This window comes from Funiculus sociatus GB2-C1, assembly GCF_039962115.1.
Classification (GTDB): Bacteria; Cyanobacteriota; Cyanobacteriia; order Cyanobacteriales; family FACHB-T130; genus Funiculus; species Funiculus sociatus.
The window spans coordinates 1-16,370 of record NZ_JAMPKJ010000050.1 but is presented as its reverse complement, the minus strand read 5'-3'; the positions used below and the strand labels follow the sequence as shown (position 1 = coordinate 16,370).

The window sequence follows — 16,370 nt, the reverse complement described above, 5'->3', positions numbered from 1 at the left end:
GTTAATGTATATTAAACTACCTTTACCAGCTTTACTAGGCAGACAACAGTAAAATAGACTACACCCTGCTAAACATTAGTTATTGGCTAATAGCTAATGATTAATCGTTCATGGCAATAAACTAATAGCTATTAGCTATTAGCCCATGACTAATGACCAATGACTACTTTTAATATGCTTCATTGGATACCGAAAAATTGGATCGTTAATAAACAACAACTAATTCCATATTTGTTTTTGTTTCCAGCCTTATTAGTCTTGGGCTTGACCGTTTTTTGGCCTGCATTACAAGCATTTTACCTGTCCTTCACCGAGTACACCGATCTAAGTCAACCGCCGCAGTGGGTGGGTTTTAAGAATTTCCGGTTGTTGTGGAAAGACGCGGTATTTTGGCAGACTCTCAGAAATACACTGTTGTATCTTGCTGGTGTGGTGCCAATTTTAGTTATAGCACCTCTGATGCTGGCGATTTTAGTAAACCAAAAGCTGCGTGGGATCAGCTGGTTTAGAGCTTTTTATTATACGCCCGTAGTAATTTCGATGGTGGTTGCTGGACTTTCCTGGAAGTGGCTTTATGCGGAAAATGGTCTGCTAAATCAGATGATTAACCAGACACGATTCATCCCATTTCTACAATCCGGAATTCCCTGGCTAACCAGTCCTAAGTGGGCAATTTTTAGCGTGATGGCGGTGACGGTGTGGAAGGGGTTAGGTTATTACATGGTGATTTATCTAGCTGGGTTGCAATCTATCCCAGCGGATGTTTATGAAGCGGCGGCAATTGATGGTTCTGATGGTATCAGTAAGCACTGGGACATTACGATTCCGTTGATGAAACCGTATCTGGTGCTGGTAGCTGTGATTTCTGCTATCTCGGCTACTAAAGTTTTTGAAGAAGTTTATATTATGACTCAGGGAGGCCCGTTAAACAGTTCCAAAACGATTGTTTATTACCTCTACGAGCAGGCTTTTCAAGAACTAGAAATGAGCTATGCTTGCACAATTGGATTGGTGCTGTTTCTGGTAATCTTAGGCTTGTCGATTTTGAATTTGAAGCTGACAAATAAAATACCAAATTAAAAACTTTCGTTGGTTCCAGCCTCACAATTTTCTTTTATTCTCGTTCCCATGAGCGTGGGAACGAGGATTTTTCAGTATGATGTCAACGGCAGCTGCTAAATCTGGGGCGATGTAATCGGGTTTGGTGTGGTGCTGGTAATCACCAGTGAGGACGCGATCGCCAAAGCCTGTTTGCACTAAAATCCCCGTACAACCAGCATTGTGCGCCATGTCAATATCTGTGGCTTTGTCCCCCACCATAAAGCTACTTGTTATGTCAAGGTCGTGTTCCCAAGCAGCCGCCACCAACATTCCAGTATTTGGCTTGCGCCAGGTACTCCAACGGGTAAATTCTGGATTCGTTCCTCCTTCTTCTGGAGACAGATAAGGGCAGTAATACAAAGCATCTAAATGCGCCCCAGCTTCAGCCTGGAGTAGCTGCGCTAGGCGCAAATGCAGGGCATCAACATGACTAGCCGGATAGTAGCCTCTGGCGGGGCCAGATTGGTTGGAGACGAGACAGCAAAACATCTGTCGATCGTTGAGTTGTCGCACCGCCTGAGCCACACCAGGTATCAGATGCAAATCCTCTACTTGGTGAATATACCCAGCTTCGACATTGAGAACGCCATCTCGATCCAAAAATACTGCCGATCTAGCCATTTGTTTCCACACTGAAGTATAGGAAGAATTAAAAATTTCGCATTTTTAATTTTTAATTCTTTATGTGTTCCAAATTTTATCTAGAACGTCTGCCGGAGCAATGTCAGCAATCCAACGAGTGGAGGATTGCATACCGCGAACGCGATCGCTATCTGGGGGCAGCAATTTCTTCGCTTCCGTCGGGCCAAACAACGCAATCGTGTAAGTCCCAACAGCTACGGCTAGGTGCATCGGCGCACTATCCGTACACAACATTAAATTAGCAGCAGCGATCGTAGCCGCTAACTTCCCGATATCCGGTGGTGAACTCACCTTCAAACCCGGACAGGTTTGCATCAGTTCGCTGACCAACTGCTCATCTTCTGGGCCTTTGAGGATAACAATTGGCAATTCAGGTTGTCGCTGTTGAATATCTTGAATAATCTGCTGCCATTTCTTGGCTGGGTAGATTTTATCAATTCCCTTGGACTGAGCCAAGGCACTAGAACCACCATGAATCAGGATGTAGCCAGTTTCATCAATACCCAGCTGTCGCTGTTGTATTTCTGCCCACTCGATATCTTTTTTAGGCACATTAATCGCTAGTGGCGGACACGGGGAACTTATGCCTACACCTTGCAGCAAGTCGTGGTACATATGGGCGGCATACTGGGCTGGCTTCAGGGGTACAGGGTTTGTAAGGAACAAATTGCCTGGGCCGCTGTAGCTAACCCTGGTGGTAATGCCAGTCAGCCATAGCAACAAGCCTACACTCCACCTACTCCCCAAAGAGAGGACGATATCATACTCGCGATCGCGGATGATACCGAGTAAATTTCCCCAGTCTGCGGGGCCATTGCTACCCTTAAAATCATAGGCTATGACTTCATCGACAGACTTGCAAACACGGTATGCACCCTTTGCTCTGGGTTCCACAACCACATCTATCTGGGCTTCGGGGTAATTCCGTTTTAGATCGTCCAGTGTAGGGAAAAATAGAATTTGGTCGCCAATTCCGCCGGGAACAAGGGCTAGTATTCTCATCTCGAGTTACTGAGGGTACTTCTGAGCCTAATTTTAAGGGAATATATACCCATAACACCCTACGCCGAAAGAACTAATGGCTAAAACAGGAGAATTATGCACTTATTAATTCCAGCCGCGGGCATGGGGCGGCGGATGGGAAGCGATCGCAACAAACTGCTGCTAATGTTACTGGGTAAACCTTTGATTACCTGGACTCTCCTAGCGGCGGAAGCCTCACGGCACATTCGCTGGATCGGTTTGATTGCTCACCCTGATGACTTTCCCGACTTTAAGGAGATTTTAGCTGAGCTTTCTCTGACTAAGCCTGTGCAGCTGATTGTCGGTGGGACTACACGGCAAGAATCTGTCTATAACGGCTTGCAAGCACTACCAGCTGCTCAGTTAGTATTAATTCATGATGGCGCTCGGTGTCTAGCAACTCCCGAACTGCTAGATCGCTGTGCTGAGGCACTTGTGGAGGTTCCCGGCTTAATTGCTGCTGTGCCTGTGAAAGATACGATTAAGGTAGTGGATGCAACCGGATTAATTGAGAGTACGCCCAATAGAGAACAGTTGTGGGCGGCGCAAACGCCTCAAGGTTTCAAGGTTGATTTGTTACAACAGTGCCATGCCGAAGCGCGATCGCAACACTGGGAAGTTACAGACGATGCTGCTTTGTTTGAAAAATGCGGTTTAAAAGTACAGATTGTGCAAGGGGAAGAGACGAATCTGAAGGTGACGACCCCGATGGATTTGAGTTTGGCTGAATTTATTTTGCGTCAGCGCTTAGGAACGATTTGATTTTTCAATGCGATCGCTTTGATTAAATTCCTGCGGGATCGAGTTGAATTTGTCCTCCTGGGGTTCAAACTTGCTTTGAACCTCTTCCAGCTTCTGAGTTATTTTATTAATTCTTTGCTTAACTTTCTGAAAGTCTATATCGCTCCAAACATTTTTTTCTTTGATTTTTTTCATTTTTCTGTTAGGCACTGCTAACCTCTTATCAGTAATTTCAATTTTTTTAAAAACTTGTAAACTAACGTAACACTGGCTGATCCCCGTAACGCTCCATCTTCCGACAGAAACATAGGGTGGTGGGAGCTGGTATACCAAGATGCCCTAGTTATTAGAACTTTGCTATTTTAGAACAGCAAGCATCATCAGTCAGAAGACATAGAAAGGAGGTGAGATGCGGCTGTAAACGGCTGAAGATAAACTACTGCACCAAAAAGTAAAATAAGCATTACCGACTCAACTTAAATCAGTATTTCTTTTGGTTGGTAAATTTCGCCGCCTAAATATATAAGAAACGGCATGAACCGCCCCATGACACAGCCTTTTCTGCCCAAAGTTTCAGTAATAGTCCCAATCTACAATGGTGAAAGGGACTTGTCAGGTTTAATCAGCTGCCTCTTGTCGCAAACTTATCCAGCCGAGAATGTAGAGTATTTGCTGGTAGACAATAATAGTAGTGATCGCACCCTCAGCCTTCTCCAGTCAGCCGCCGAGTCAGCCGCATCCTCTGGCTGGACAATTCGCCCAATCACAGAAAACAAAATCCAAAGCTCTTATGCGGCGCGAAATGCTGGAATTCGGGCAGCAACAACTGACATTTTTGCCTTCACCGATGCCGATTGTCGTCCGGAACCAGATTGGTTAGCAGGCTTAATCCAGCCTTTCGAGAATCCCAATATTGGTATTGTCGTAGGCGAAATTATGGCTTTGCCGGGTAAAAGTCTGCTGGAACAACACGCCCAGCGAGAAGATGTTTTGTCCCAGAAACATACTTTAGCTAATACGTTCTGCCCATACGGTCAAACTGCAAACCTAGCAATTCGCAAAAAAGCTTTCCAACAGGTGGGTTTATTTCGCCCTCACCTGACAACTGGCGGCGACGCTGATATCTGTTGGCGCATCCAGAGGGAAAGCGACTGGCAGCTACATTTTGCCCCTACAGCTATTGTCCGGCATCGCCACCGCTCGACAGTGCCGGAACTCCAAAGCCAATGGCGGCGCTATGGTCGCTCAAATCGCTACTTGCACGAATTGCATGGTGTCAAATTGATGCACGAACCAACTCCCACGCAATATGCAGTGCGGCTGGGACGGTGGTTAGTGAAGGAATTGCCGATGAAAGGGGCGATGTGCGTCACTGGCAAAGCCACGCTTGTAGATTTGTTGAGTACCCCGATTGGCTTGATTAATGTCCGAGCTAGGGCAGTTGGGCAAAATCAAGCGAAACTGTCAGAAGAAGCACGAGTAATTGAGTGGCTGGAAAAAAATCAGGATGTGGAAGTTGATCAATGAAAATCCACCAACGTCACGCATGGCCTCTTACAGTTGAAGAAGCGCTGCCTATCCAACAAGAGCTTAGAAAAGAAGTAATCACCTCAGATCAGTTGGAATCGGTACAGTATGTGGCTGGTGTCGATATGGGCTTTGAGGATTCTTATAGCATCTCACGCGCAGCTGTTGCCGTTCTCAGTTTTCCAGACTTGGAGCTAAAAGAGCAAGCGATCGCAAAGCGTCCCACTACGTTTCCCTATGTTCCCGGATTCCTCTCGTTTCGAGAAATCCCCGCCGTACTGGATGCGCTAGAGAAACTCGCGATCGCGCCTGACTTGATATTATGTGATGGTCAAGGCATTGCCCATCCCCGTCGCTTTGGGATTGCCTGCCATTTGGGAGTGCTGATAGACGTTCCCACTATTGGCGTAGCGAAATCCTTGCTGATTGGGAAGCATGAGGAATTGCCTTTAGAGCGAGGCAATTGGCAACCTTTAGTGCATCGCAGTGAAACAATCGGCGCAGTCTTGCGGACTCGCAAAGGCGTTAAACCAGTTTATGTCTCTAGCGGACATCGAGTAAGCTTGACAACGGCAATAGATTATGTAATGCGTTGTACGCCGAAATATCGTTTGCCAGAGACAACCCGCTGGGCTGATAAATTGGCATCGAATAGGTAGGGATTGGGGGTTGGGGCTGGGGACTGGGGATTGGGAAGCCTTCTGCTGAAGTTCGGTAAGGTGCAATGGGACTGATTTAAGAGGATGTTGAAGTGGCGATCGCCTTTCAACAAGGAAAATTGAGAGCGGTGGGGGCAACCGTTTGGATAGGTGCGATCGCTCTGAGTCTAATCCCCTAGGACTGAGGGCGAAGCACCTCTAATTAATCTCCTCGAACTGAGCGCACTAATGCTTCTCTAAATCCTTAGCGTTTTTAAAGCCCTACTCAAGAGCAAGCGGAAATTCAAGGATAAATTGAGTCAGGTTATGGCTGCTCTCAACCCAGATCGAGCCGCTCATATGCTCAACTAGCTTTTTTACCAGTGCCAGACCTAAACCCGTGCCACCATGTTTCCAGGGGTCATTATTAGGGATGCGATAGAACTTATCGAAAATGCGCTCGTGTTCTGTTTGAGGAATTTCGACCCCCGAATTGCTCACTTCAATTCGCAAAAGGGGGATATTGCTACAATTACGATCTACTGTTAAACGGGCTGAAACGCTAATTTTTTCTCCAGCTGGAGTATACTTGCACGCATTTTGGAGCAACTCTGTAAGCACTCGTCCCAGATAATTAAGATCCGCCATCAAGGGTGGCAAGTCTTCTTTAACCGAAATTTCCAGGTATTGCTCTTGATGAGAGGTACGCTGAATAAAAGGTTCCACGACATGAGGGAGCCAAAAATGAAGATGAATTGGAGACAGACTTAAAGGAGCTGTACTGGCATCAGTCTGAGCCAGCTCCAAGAGAGTATCGATCAAGTCCAGCTCTTGCTGGCTTTCGGTTTGTAGGATTTCAAAGTACTGACTGATAGGGTTGGTTTCTTGCTCGAATACTCCTAAAGGAAGCAGATAAATTTCTAACATCTGAAGTGCCATCTTCATGCTAGACATCGGTGTCCGAAGTTCGTGGGAAATTGTACTTAGGAAGTCGCTCTTGAGTTGATTTAGACGTTTTAGTTCTTGGACTTGAAGTTGAGCAGCCTGATAAAGACGAGATTGGCGCAGAGCAACCGCGCAATGAGTGGCAACTTGTTGTACCAACCGAATTTCTAAATTGCTAAAAATTTCTTCCTTTTGCCTGAACAACCAGAGAATGCCTAAAACTCCCCGGTCATCATAAATAGGGCAGGCAAGAATTGCTAACTGTAGGGGATTATGAAGCAACTTATCGGAGATAATTGAACACAATTGCAAAACTTCTCCCTGCATCAGAGCGGGGACAAGCACAGGAATGGCAGAAGTAATTTCCAGAACTTTCCCTCTCGCCAAAGTCAGGCTTTGGTTGTATTCATAGGCGACTACCACTTGCGTCTGGTCTGCATTATAAATTTCCACATCACAATATTCGATGGCCAACTCAACCCCTAACTCTTGCACTGCCGCTTGCAGGATCTGTTGCTCATCGAGACTGTCACGAACTTTGTCTGCAATCCGGTGTAGTAAGGATTCAAAATTAAGCGCTTGTTGTAGTTGGGCTGTTCGCTGCTGAACTTGGTCTTCGAGCTTCGCATTCAGTTCCAATAATTCTGCCTGCTTGGACTCTAATGCTATCTGAGCTTGCTGCAATGCAGCGTTAGCTTGGTTCTGGGCTAAAATGGCGGCTTGTGCATCCTTCTTTGCCTGAAGAATTTCATCTTCATACCGAAATCGCTGGCGCACGAGTACAAAGATACAGTCATTAATGACAACTCCTGAACGTTCCTGGCGCGCTGCATTCACCAGTACGGGTAGAGTATTCCCGTGTTTAGGCCTGAGTGAGATGTATATCTCTTCCACCTTGCCATGTAGCTTGAGCAAGGGAAAGAAATGGGTTTGATAGAAGATGCGACTAGCTAGCGGCAAAATCGAGTCAATACGTTGCCCCCGCAGTTCATCTAGTTCATACCCAAGTAATTGCAGCAGCGTAGCATTTACAACGACAATTTTGCCATCGTCTGTAAACGTGAGAAAGCCGCAAGGTGCAGTGTTTAGTAGTTCATCCAGGTGATAAATGTCTCCTGATTTAAAGCACTCAGGTTGCATGGGCAGCTGTCAAATATTCTTTGATGAAATGAATACTTTCCTCGGGATGGCTCATGTGCGGGCAATGCCCGGTAGCCTTGATGATTTGTAGCGTGCTTTCAGGCAAATGGTGGTGTAGATAATGCCCTACCTCGATAGGAGCGATCGCATCCTCTGAGCATTGCAAGAGCAGGGATGGAACGGTCACTTTCGGCAAGTCGCCGCGGTTATCGGAAAAGAAAGTAACTTCACCAAAGCGACGAGCAATTACTGGATCGGTCGAGCAAAAGCTAGTCTCAAGCTCATTTATAAGCTCAGGGCGCTCCTCATTCCTCATAATGACCGGAGCAAAAAAACTTGCCCACCCAATGTAATTTTTCTCCATAATATCCAGCAGCTCTTCAATGTCCGCGCGCTCAAACCCTCCCAGATAATTGGGTAAGTCATTGATATAGCAAGGGGAGGGAGCGATAAGAATCAGGCGCTCGAAGCGATGGGGAGCTTGAATGGATGCCAAAATGCCAATCATGCTACTAACCGAATGTCCAACGAAAATGACATTCGTCAAATCTAAGGTCTCACAAATGTCAAGGACATCTTTAACATACCCATTGAGTTCGCTGTACCGCTCAACGCTATAAGCATTCAGGTCTGATTTTCCAGACCCGACATAATCGAATAAGACAATTTTGTAATCATTCTCAAAGTCTGGCGTTAAAAAACGCCACATATTCTGGTCACAGCCAAATCCATGAGCAAACAGCATTGGCTGTTTGCCTCGTCCAAATATGGTGACGTTATTTCGAGAAATAATATTTGAAACCATCATAACTTATCCAAAGACGCTGAATATAGAGTAGGAGCCATAAGGTCTCTTGCAAATTAGTTTCCTTAGATAGGTTGCTAAAACTGCAAAAACGAGAAAAATCAGGACATAGTTATTGCATCAAATATCCTGATGAATTAAACGATAGCGCAGACTCTGTTTGGCGAACGCTTCAAGTGCCTTTTTTTGGAGTGCAGCAAACCACATTTAAATAAATGAAATGGTCAACGCGCTCAAATCCTACGGGAGAGAAGTTCCTAAACTAGGAGCCAAGCCCCGCGTTAGGTATTGAGGAGCGTGTCTTGGTCACTCTAGAATATTGGACTTGAGTCTCGCACCTATCGAATCTTTACGTTGGGGAGGTTTCAGAGTTTTGCTCCGAGCGTGATTTTCCGAGGCTGACACAAGAGGGCGAAGATGCTAAAACTAGACTTCGGCGCTCCGAAGCCTAGTTTCACCGTTATCTGGACTTTCAATCCTCTGTTGAACCTCCTGAAATGTCGGTACAAAAGGGAACGAGGTTTGTTGATGACGATCCCGTGCTGGAGCAACCAACTTATGACGGCACAGTGCCCATGCCTCGGCAACGATTTACACCAGAGGCAAAGCTAGAGCTGCTGGATTATCACCCAATGTTTTAAAAGTCCAACTGGCTGTAGCAAGCCGTACAAGATACCCCTTGCATCTCCCTTGAAAAGCAGGGTGGTTTCATTGATTAAAAGAAAATTCTGTAACGTTGATTTTGGTTGGCGGTAGGGGCATGGCATTGCCATGCCCCTACAAAATGTTGCAATTTTCGATATTTTCTCTCATTGTATAAAACCACCCTGCCTCAACGAAGAGCAGCGTGGGGTTCTGGGGTTACAAATTAACCGAATTTAATATATAGGTCTTCCCAATCCCCAGTCCCCAATCTCTCCTTCTTTAAACTTCATACACAATTTCGGATTTCTCTTCTAGCTCATGTTAGAAATCAGAACAGGCTAACTTGAAGCACTTTATAGAAGTAGACAATATATAAGGCTAGAGCGATGAACGAACTAACTTTAGAGTGGTACGAAGCAACGCAGGTAAAAAGCCTGACAATTAACGACCACCAAATCAGTAAAAACCCTGGAACAATCCGCATCGGTCGTGACCCAGCTCGATGCGATATCGTACTGACAGATCCCACAGTATCGGGACTGCACGTCGAAATTTTTTTTCAAGCGCAGCAGCAAAGCTTCTACTTGCGTTCCCTGCGAGAAAGTAATCCCCCTCTAGTGGATGGATGCAGCATTGCTCAAGGCGAAGTAGCTCTGAGTCAGGGTAGCATTTTTTACTTAGGGCAGATGGAACTAAAAGTCACTGCTGTTTGTCTGGGCGCGATCGCTGTTCCCGCGACTATAATAATGCCACTGTCCTCCCCAGCAGCAAAAGCAGTAGCTCCGGGTACTACCCGCCCTAACCCATCTGTAACCTACGGACTGCAATGTTTTGCTTGTAATAAAGTTTCTCCGTATAAGCAGCTAAATTTGGGATGTCCCTGGTGTGGCACTTCCTTAGCAGCAGCACTCAGTGTATTAGTAACTCCCAACGGCAACTAATATTAGGTCATAAAGAATGAATCCCGCATCCCTGCGCCTTCGGCTTAGCTGGGACGACCCAGCAACGGGAGAACGACGCGAACCAATACTCTCCGTCCCAATTGCGCTAGGACGAGAATTTAATCAGATGCCAGGTGAAATTAACGGGCGTCGCGTCTCCCGGATGGTTCTTAATAGTCTTGAAGTTTCGCGCTTCCACGTCCTAATTGAACAGGATGCAGACGGCGTGGTAGTAATTGACCAAAACAGCAGCAACGGCACCTTTGTTAATGGGCAACGTCAGACGCGGAGCATTTTGGCGAACGGCGACACGCTGCAAATGGGCCCCTACCAAATTATTGTCACCTTCGCTGCCAGTACACAAGCGCCGTCCCCTTCTGGCAATTCCCAGATTTTATTTAATCCAGATACCGATTTACCCGACCCCAACATTAGTCAGCCTGCACCTCAACCAGTGGTGGCGGTTGGTAGTAGCTTTCCCCCGCCTGTGTTTGGGGCAGACCAAGTTGTAGTGCAAGACCTCCATGCTACCGGGTTGTCGGTGGATGAAGTGGACTATGCGGCAGTTGGGGCGGGGTTGGGCAGCTTTGTCTGGGTGGATTTATTGAGAATTTCTGGGGTAAAAAGCGATCGCATTGCGGCTTTGGGGATGGAGGCGCAGCCCTACGCCCGTTACAAGCGGCTTTGCATGAATTCGCAAATTCCCTTGCACGAACGGTTGCGCTCAAACTCAGATTCTTGTCCAGATAATATTTGGGGTTGGCCTAGCTATGCTTTACGGGAAGCTTGGCGCGACTTGTTTAAGGGAAGTATTGGTACAGCATTAGGGTATTTATGGCAAGTGTTTGCTGAACCAACCTTTGCCCAAACTTACACCCCCCGCGCTGGTAATGTATTTGACTCAATAGATAGAGAAGCCAAACGGATTGGTTGGGAGCAAATATTTCGCTACGGAAGCGTGCGGTCGATTCGGAAAACAGAGGATGGAAGGTATGCGATCGCTTATTCTCGCACCAGCGCCAACCGCCGCGACCATGCTTTTTTAATCGCCCGCAACGTACAACTAGCAACTGGCTATCCAGCAATTCAGTTTCTCCCTGATTTGCAAGAATACCGCGAAAAAACAGGCGATTTTAAATCAGTGGTGAATGCCTACGAGGAACATAACCACGTCTACGAACATTTAGAGCAATATGGCGGGACGGTGATGATTCGGGGACGGGGAATTGTCGCTTCGCGGATTGTACAGCGAATTTATGAAGCTAGAAAGAAAAATCAGAATATTGCGCTGTTACACTTGATGCGATCGCCCAAACCCCAAGGCAACAAATTTGGCACCTCTCAGCGTACCGTCGAAAATCACTACGAATTTCAACCCTTTAACTGGCCCAAAGCCTGCTGGGGCGGCGAATTGCGGGTAATGCTCGAAAAAGCCGATCCCCAAGCGCGATCGCGCTTACTGGCAGACTGGGGAGGCACCACCACCGCAGACCGTGGAGACTGGAAGCGCATCGTAGAAGAAGGCATCCGCCAAGGCTGGTATCAAATCGCCTTTGGTGCAGTTGAAAAAGTCGAACGCGACCCGCAATCGTCAGCAACAGGACACACCATCACCTACATTCAAGAAAAAGGCTTAAAAGGGCAAATTCGGCTGGAAGCTGACTTTATCATTGATGCCACCGGACTTGATGCCAAAGTCAAAGCAAGTCCCCTGCTTAACGACCTTGTTAGCCATTACAACCTCCCCTTGCACGAAAACGGGCGCATAGCCGTCGCCAACGACTTTGAAATTGTTGATATGCGCTCCTCACGCGGGCGAATGTATGCTGCTGGTGCCATGACACTAGGTGGCCCCTACGCTGCTGTTGATAGCTTCCTTGGCTTGCAGTATGCCGCACTTTGTACAGTTGATAGCCTCGCAGCCGCGCGATCGCCTGGAATGCACCGATTAAACCTTTTTAGTTCCCTTGGACAATGGCTGAAATGGGCAGCAAATCAATCCCCCTAGTATCAATTGCTGTGTCGATGGTTAGGCGATTATGCGGAAATACACGTTCAGTAATTTTGCTAAAAAGTAACAATTTGCAAGTTTCTATCATCCGTCGGAGCAATCCAAAATTCAAAATTCAAAATCTAAAATCCTATGACTCCAACGCTGTTTGGCCGCTGGCAAACCCGGTTATTACTACTTGCAACAGTAGGCGTTTTAGTAACTTTACCCTTTTATTTGGGCATCATTGGCCTAGCGAATCCAGTTTATTTCTGGGTATTGCTAGATGTTGCTATCTTTGGACTGGCTTGGGATGTTCTTTATGACTATATCCAGAAATTTCGCTGGGATAGAGATTGGCCCGGAGTCTTGCAATTACTTGCTGGTATCTGGGAAGCAATATTTATAGTGCTATTAGTAAAAATATTTGGCTTACCAGGTGTAAGACGAGATTTACCTCTACAATGGTTCGCACTCCACTACAGCGTCGTTTGGCTGGCTGTCTATATAGCATCGCAAACAATTATGCGAATTATATTTCCCCGCTGGCGTTTTCGGGGCGGACAATGGCTGTAGATTATCCCGTTGCTAGTTGTCTATTTCAGATTTAGGAAAGTATTGGTTCAAACAATAGGCAGCTAAAACAATTAACCCTTGAAACGTTTTTGCTGGCTTCCTCGTTTTTTATGAATTCTGAATTTTTGCTATTGATGTTTGCGATCGCGCTCAGACTTAACCGAAAATACTACTCATACAAAGTTGCATTTATACGTGCTATGTCATTGTGAGTAAAGCGAACTGAAGCGACCTATTTGAATGCTACTAGGTATCAGCCATAACTAATATGAAGATATTTTGTATTTAAAATCACCTTTAAGCTTAACCTTAGTTCCATTCTCGGATAGAAGCCGCAGAAAACAGTAACAGTTAAATTATTTTAAACAACACGTGGGTAATCACTGATCATGGTGTCTAAAACTTTCTTTGGTTTACGCACAATAATGGGCATTTGTCCATGCTGCTTGCGGTTTATTAATACAGGGCATTGTTTCAATAGGAACTCCTGAGCAAATAATTTATGATAAACTTGATACCCAAATATAAAAACTTGCCATCAGGGATATGCAAAAATACTTTTAACTCGATTAATAAGGCAAACACATCTAAATTTTCAACATCAATTTAATCAATAACATACAGCGTGGAATAACGCAATTGTTCCAATTCTTAAGTCATTTGTTTAGCAAGACTTGAGAGATTAGATGCGTTTGCTTGGAGTGAACTGACGCTGTAAAGAGTTGATTTTAGCTAACTATCAATTTTTCGTGAATTTTTCCATATATGCACCTAGAACTCTGGCCTGGTAACGTTTATCCTTTAGGTTCCTACTGGGATGGCAAAGGTACAAATTTCGCTTTGTTCAGTGAAAACGCAACCGGTGTAGAACTTTGTCTGTTCGACAAAGACGGTAAGGAGAAACGCCTCACCCTGACGGAAGTAGACAACTGGGTTTGGCACGGCTATGTGCCGGGGATAGCACCGGGACAACGCTATGGATACCGTGTATATGGCTCTTACGATCCATCTCAAGGTCATCGCTTCAACCCCAACAAACTCCTGATCGACCCGTATGCAAAAGCGATTGATGGCGATGTCGTCAATGGGCCAGAACTCTTTGGCTACTCTTGGGATGACCCAGAAGAAGACCTCAGCTTCAGCGAAACTGATAGCGCCCATCTGATGCCAAAATCGGTTGTTATTGATGAGTCCTTTGATTGGGAAGGGGATCAACTGCTGCGAATCCCATTCCACGAGACGATCATCTATGAAACCCACGTCAAAGGATTTACCCAGCTGCAACCGAATATCCCGGAAGAACTGCGGGGTACTTACGCGGGACTGGCGCATCCGGCCGCGATCGCTCATCTCCAGACCCTCGGAATTACATCAGTAGAAGTGATGCCCGTGCATCACTTCTTAGGCTTTCCTGGACATCTCGCTGACAAGGGACTGAAGAATTTCTGGGGCTACGATTCCCTCAATTACTTTGCCCCCTACTCTGGCTATAGTGCCGATAAAACTCCGGGTGGTCAGGTACGCGAGTTCAAGGCAATGGTAAAGGCACTACACAAGGCGGGAATTGAGGTCATTCTGGATGTGGTCTACAACCACACGGGCGAAGGCAATCACCTGGGCCCTACATTGTCGATGCGGGGGGTAGATAATGCCGCTTACTATCGTCTGGTAGAGGACGATCCCCGCTATTACATGGATTTCACGGGTTGCGGAAATTCCTTGAACGTGCGCCATCCGCAAATCCTGAAGTTAATCATGGATAGCCTGCGCTATTGGGTCTTGGAGATGCACGTCGATGGATTCCGCTTCGACCTGGCCTCGGCACTGGCGCGAGAACTTTATGATGTGAATAATCTGGCAGCATTCTTTACCATTGTCCACCAAGACCCTGTAATCGCCGACGTGAAGCTGATTGCCGAACCTTGGGATGTGGGAGATGGTGGCTACCAAGTCGGGAACTTTCCCCTGTTGTGGTCAGAGTGGAATGGCAGATATCGCGATGTCATGCGAGATTTCTGGCGCGGCGAGGAAGGTAGCTTAGGGGAATTTGCCTACCGCTTCACGGGTAGCTCTGATCTCTACCAGACCAACGGGCGCAGTCCTTATGCCAGTATCAACTTTATAACTGCCCACGATGGTTTCACTCTCTACGATCTGGTCAGTTACAACGAGAAGCACAACGAGGCGAATGGAGAAAACAACTGCGATGGCGATAGCCATAACCGTTCGTGGAATTGCGGGGTAGAAGGGGAAACCAATGACCCCGAAATTTTGGCATTGCGGGAACGACAAAAGCGAAACTTCCTGGTGACGTTAATGCTTTCCCAAGGCGTACCGATGCTAGTTTCCGGGGACGAAATGCAGCGAACCCAAAAGGGTAATAATAATGCCTACTGCCAAGACAATGAAATTTCCTGGTTGGATTGGAATTTGCAAAATGAAAAAGCTGAGCTGTTAAATTTTACTCGCCAGCTAATCTACTTCCGCCGCAAACATCCGGTATTTCAGCGACGCAAGTGGTTTCAAGGAAGACCGATCCACGGTAGGACGATAAGCGATCTTGCCTGGTTCAATCCTGATGGTACCGAGATGACTGAGGAACAGTGGCAGATTGGTTTTTCCAAGGCAATTGGGGTTTTCTTGAATGGGGAGGAAATTCCCAGAGTTGGTTCCCAAGGTCAACGCATTATTGATGAGAGCTTTCTGTTGTTCTTTAATGCTCACTGGGAAATGATTGAGTTTACTTTACCAATTGATTTGCAAGAGCGAGGGTGGATGGTTGAGATTGATACTAAGGAGGCTGGGTTCGTAGAAGACGGAGCTATTTACACGGGTGATAAAGCTGTGCCAGTCACGGCGCGATCGCTGGTAGTGTTACGCTGTCTGCCATAGAACTCAAGACAAATAAAAAAGGCTTCGCCTAAGAAAAGGCGAAGCCTTCCTCTAGGGTTGATAAAGCAGGAAGTATTAATTAACCTCAGTTCGGGTTAAGCTGATTGAACCAAAGCCCACTCTAAACGGAGTGATGGTTTCTTGGGTTGATGACAGTAAGCAATTAAACCACACAAGATATTGACCATAAAATTAACGGGGCTGCGATGTCGAGAATGCTCAATCTGAGAAATATTCTTGAGCTGGTCAATAATAGTTTCGATAATCGAACGTTTGCGCGCAAGAAGCTTATCAGTCAGGCGCATCAAATGATTTTTCATGTTCCGTCGAGGTTTGGCAAAAAACTCAATCCCCAATTGTGTAAACAACTGGGTAGCTAACTGTTGAGAGACATATCCTCTGGAGAGCAAAAACTTTCCCGAATAGGGACTCAAGTAAATCGGGGACAGGCTTACGGTCATCAACATTACCAGGAGTGATTTGAAGATTGAGCAATTCGCCCTGTTCATTGACAACAAGATGTAACTTGAAACCAAAGAACCAGTCAACAGAGGTCTTTCCCCGTGCAGCTATATCTTTAAAGACACGATGTTGAGAGATCCGCCGATTGTGGCAGACCTTGAGACTTGTGGAATCAATAAAGCTGATACCGGGAGCATCCCGGTTTTGTAAAAATTCCATTAAGAAAAGATAATAGGTAGTCAACTGAAGTCTCAAAAGGTAAGCAAGAGGAACCGCTATGACCCCGGAAGAAAAAGAGCGTT

The 16,370-nt window shown here is 46.2% G+C and carries 14 protein-coding genes and 1 pseudogene; 9 read left to right on the top strand and 6 right to left on the bottom strand.

The window, feature by feature from the left end; translation table 11 throughout:
- The first annotated feature begins 159 nt into the window (after window positions 1–159).
- Entirely contained in the window at window positions 160–1,080 is a 921-nt protein-coding gene (locus NDI42_RS20375; RefSeq protein WP_399318271.1) for a carbohydrate ABC transporter permease, read from the top strand.
- Window positions 1,081–1,101: 21 nt separating this feature from the next.
- Here the strand turns inward: NDI42_RS20375 and NDI42_RS20370 are convergent, their stop codons facing one another.
- Window positions 1,102–1,722, bottom strand: coding sequence for a D-glycero-alpha-D-manno-heptose-1,7-bisphosphate 7-phosphatase (locus tag NDI42_RS20370; protein ID WP_190459959.1), 621 nt, complete (start codon window positions 1,720–1,722; stop codon window positions 1,102–1,104).
- A gap of 60 nt (window positions 1,723–1,782) precedes the next feature.
- Entirely contained in the window at window positions 1,783–2,745 is a 963-nt protein-coding gene (locus NDI42_RS20365) for a glycosyltransferase family 9 protein (protein WP_190459956.1), read from the bottom strand.
- A 96-nt stretch (window positions 2,746–2,841) separates the two neighbouring features.
- Here NDI42_RS20365 and ispD point away from each other — a divergent pair, with 96 nt between their 5' ends.
- A complete protein-coding gene (gene ispD / locus NDI42_RS20360; protein WP_190459954.1) occupies window positions 2,842–3,528 on the top strand; it encodes a 2-C-methyl-D-erythritol 4-phosphate cytidylyltransferase in 687 nt (228 codons plus the stop codon).
- Here the strand turns inward: ispD and NDI42_RS20355 are convergent.
- Window positions 3,514–3,702 carry a hypothetical protein gene (locus NDI42_RS20355; protein ID WP_190459951.1) on the bottom strand — a complete coding sequence of 63 codons (189 nt, stop codon included), beginning with the start codon at window positions 3,700–3,702 and terminating at the stop codon, window positions 3,514–3,516. The genes ispD and NDI42_RS20355 overlap by 15 nt on opposite strands.
- A 339-nt stretch (window positions 3,703–4,041) precedes the next feature.
- Here NDI42_RS20355 and NDI42_RS20350 point away from each other — a divergent pair, with 339 nt between their 5' ends.
- Window positions 4,042–5,034, top strand: a complete 993-nt coding sequence (locus NDI42_RS20350) for a glycosyltransferase family 2 protein (protein ID WP_190459949.1) — start codon at window positions 4,042–4,044, stop codon at window positions 5,032–5,034.
- Window positions 5,031–5,693, top strand: coding sequence for a deoxyribonuclease V (gene nfi, locus NDI42_RS20345; protein WP_190459948.1), 663 nt, complete (start codon window positions 5,031–5,033; stop codon window positions 5,691–5,693). Before NDI42_RS20350 ends, nfi begins: the two co-directional genes overlap by 4 nt.
- A gap of 261 nt (window positions 5,694–5,954) precedes the next feature.
- On the opposite strand, the gene NDI42_RS20340 is transcribed toward nfi, so the two are convergent.
- Window positions 5,955–7,757 carry a PAS domain-containing sensor histidine kinase gene (locus tag NDI42_RS20340; protein WP_190459946.1) on the bottom strand — a complete coding sequence of 601 codons (1,803 nt, stop codon included), beginning with the start codon at window positions 7,755–7,757 and terminating at the stop codon, window positions 5,955–5,957.
- The gene (locus NDI42_RS20335; protein ID WP_190459995.1) at window positions 7,747–8,562 is read right to left on the bottom strand and encodes an alpha/beta fold hydrolase; all 816 of its coding nucleotides are present in this window, start codon (window positions 8,560–8,562) and stop codon (window positions 7,747–7,749) included. Before NDI42_RS20335 ends, NDI42_RS20340 begins: the two co-directional genes overlap by 11 nt.
- 497 nt (window positions 8,563–9,059) lie before the next feature.
- On the opposite strand from NDI42_RS20335, the gene NDI42_RS20330 reads away from it, so the two are divergent.
- The 5 genes from NDI42_RS20330 (at window position 9,060) to glgX (ending at window position 15,606) form a co-directional block, all read left to right on the top strand.
- Window positions 9,060–9,203: a hypothetical protein gene (locus tag NDI42_RS20330; RefSeq protein ID WP_190459944.1), complete on the top strand. Its 144-nt coding sequence runs from the start codon at window positions 9,060–9,062 to the stop codon at window positions 9,201–9,203.
- A 390-nt stretch (window positions 9,204–9,593) separates the two neighbouring features.
- A complete protein-coding gene (locus NDI42_RS20325; protein ID WP_190459942.1) occupies window positions 9,594–10,148 on the top strand; it encodes an FHA domain-containing protein in 555 nt (184 codons plus the stop codon).
- Between the two features lie 16 nt (window positions 10,149–10,164).
- Window positions 10,165–12,156: an FHA domain-containing protein gene (locus NDI42_RS20320; RefSeq protein WP_190459941.1), complete on the top strand. Its 1,992-nt coding sequence runs from the start codon at window positions 10,165–10,167 to the stop codon at window positions 12,154–12,156.
- Between the two features lie 135 nt (window positions 12,157–12,291).
- Window positions 12,292–12,714, top strand: a complete 423-nt coding sequence (locus tag NDI42_RS20315; RefSeq protein ID WP_190459939.1) for a hypothetical protein — start codon at window positions 12,292–12,294, stop codon at window positions 12,712–12,714.
- Between the two features lie 765 nt (window positions 12,715–13,479).
- The gene (gene glgX / locus NDI42_RS20310) at window positions 13,480–15,606 is read left to right on the top strand and encodes a glycogen debranching protein GlgX (protein ID WP_190459937.1); all 2,127 of its coding nucleotides are present in this window, start codon (window positions 13,480–13,482) and stop codon (window positions 15,604–15,606) included.
- Between the two features lie 95 nt (window positions 15,607–15,701).
- Here glgX and NDI42_RS20305 read toward each other — a convergent pair.
- A pseudogene (locus tag NDI42_RS20305) lies at window positions 15,702–16,257 on the bottom strand (IS982 family transposase); the annotation flags it as partial.
- Between the last annotated feature and the right edge of the window lie 113 nt (window positions 16,258–16,370).

What these genes read in the sequence shown, in the direction of transcription:
- NDI42_RS20375 (WP_399318271.1), top strand. Translation starts at nt 160, where the DNA reads ATGACTACTTTTAATATGCTTCATTGGATACCGAAAAATTGGATCGTT.
- NDI42_RS20370 (WP_190459959.1), bottom strand. Translation starts at nt 1,722, where the DNA reads ATGGCTAGATCGGCAGTATTTTTGGATCGAGATGGCGTTCTCAATGTC.
- NDI42_RS20365 (WP_190459956.1), bottom strand. Translation starts at nt 2,745, where the DNA reads ATGAGAATACTAGCCCTTGTTCCCGGCGGAATTGGCGACCAAATTCTA.
- ispD (WP_190459954.1), top strand. Translation starts at nt 2,842, where the DNA reads ATGCACTTATTAATTCCAGCCGCGGGCATGGGGCGGCGGATGGGAAGC.
- NDI42_RS20355 (WP_190459951.1), bottom strand. Translation starts at nt 3,702, where the DNA reads ATGAAAAAAATCAAAGAAAAAAATGTTTGGAGCGATATAGACTTTCAG.
- NDI42_RS20350 (WP_190459949.1), top strand. Translation starts at nt 4,042, where the DNA reads ATGAACCGCCCCATGACACAGCCTTTTCTGCCCAAAGTTTCAGTAATA.
- nfi (WP_190459948.1), top strand. Translation starts at nt 5,031, where the DNA reads ATGAAAATCCACCAACGTCACGCATGGCCTCTTACAGTTGAAGAAGCG.
- NDI42_RS20340 (WP_190459946.1), bottom strand. Translation starts at nt 7,757, where the DNA reads ATGCAACCTGAGTGCTTTAAATCAGGAGACATTTATCACCTGGATGAA.
- NDI42_RS20335 (WP_190459995.1), bottom strand. Translation starts at nt 8,562, where the DNA reads ATGGTTTCAAATATTATTTCTCGAAATAACGTCACCATATTTGGACGA.
- NDI42_RS20330 (WP_190459944.1), top strand. Translation starts at nt 9,060, where the DNA reads ATGTCGGTACAAAAGGGAACGAGGTTTGTTGATGACGATCCCGTGCTG.
- NDI42_RS20325 (WP_190459942.1), top strand. Translation starts at nt 9,594, where the DNA reads ATGAACGAACTAACTTTAGAGTGGTACGAAGCAACGCAGGTAAAAAGC.
- NDI42_RS20320 (WP_190459941.1), top strand. Translation starts at nt 10,165, where the DNA reads ATGAATCCCGCATCCCTGCGCCTTCGGCTTAGCTGGGACGACCCAGCA.
- NDI42_RS20315 (WP_190459939.1), top strand. Translation starts at nt 12,292, where the DNA reads ATGACTCCAACGCTGTTTGGCCGCTGGCAAACCCGGTTATTACTACTT.
- glgX (WP_190459937.1), top strand. Translation starts at nt 13,480, where the DNA reads ATGCACCTAGAACTCTGGCCTGGTAACGTTTATCCTTTAGGTTCCTAC.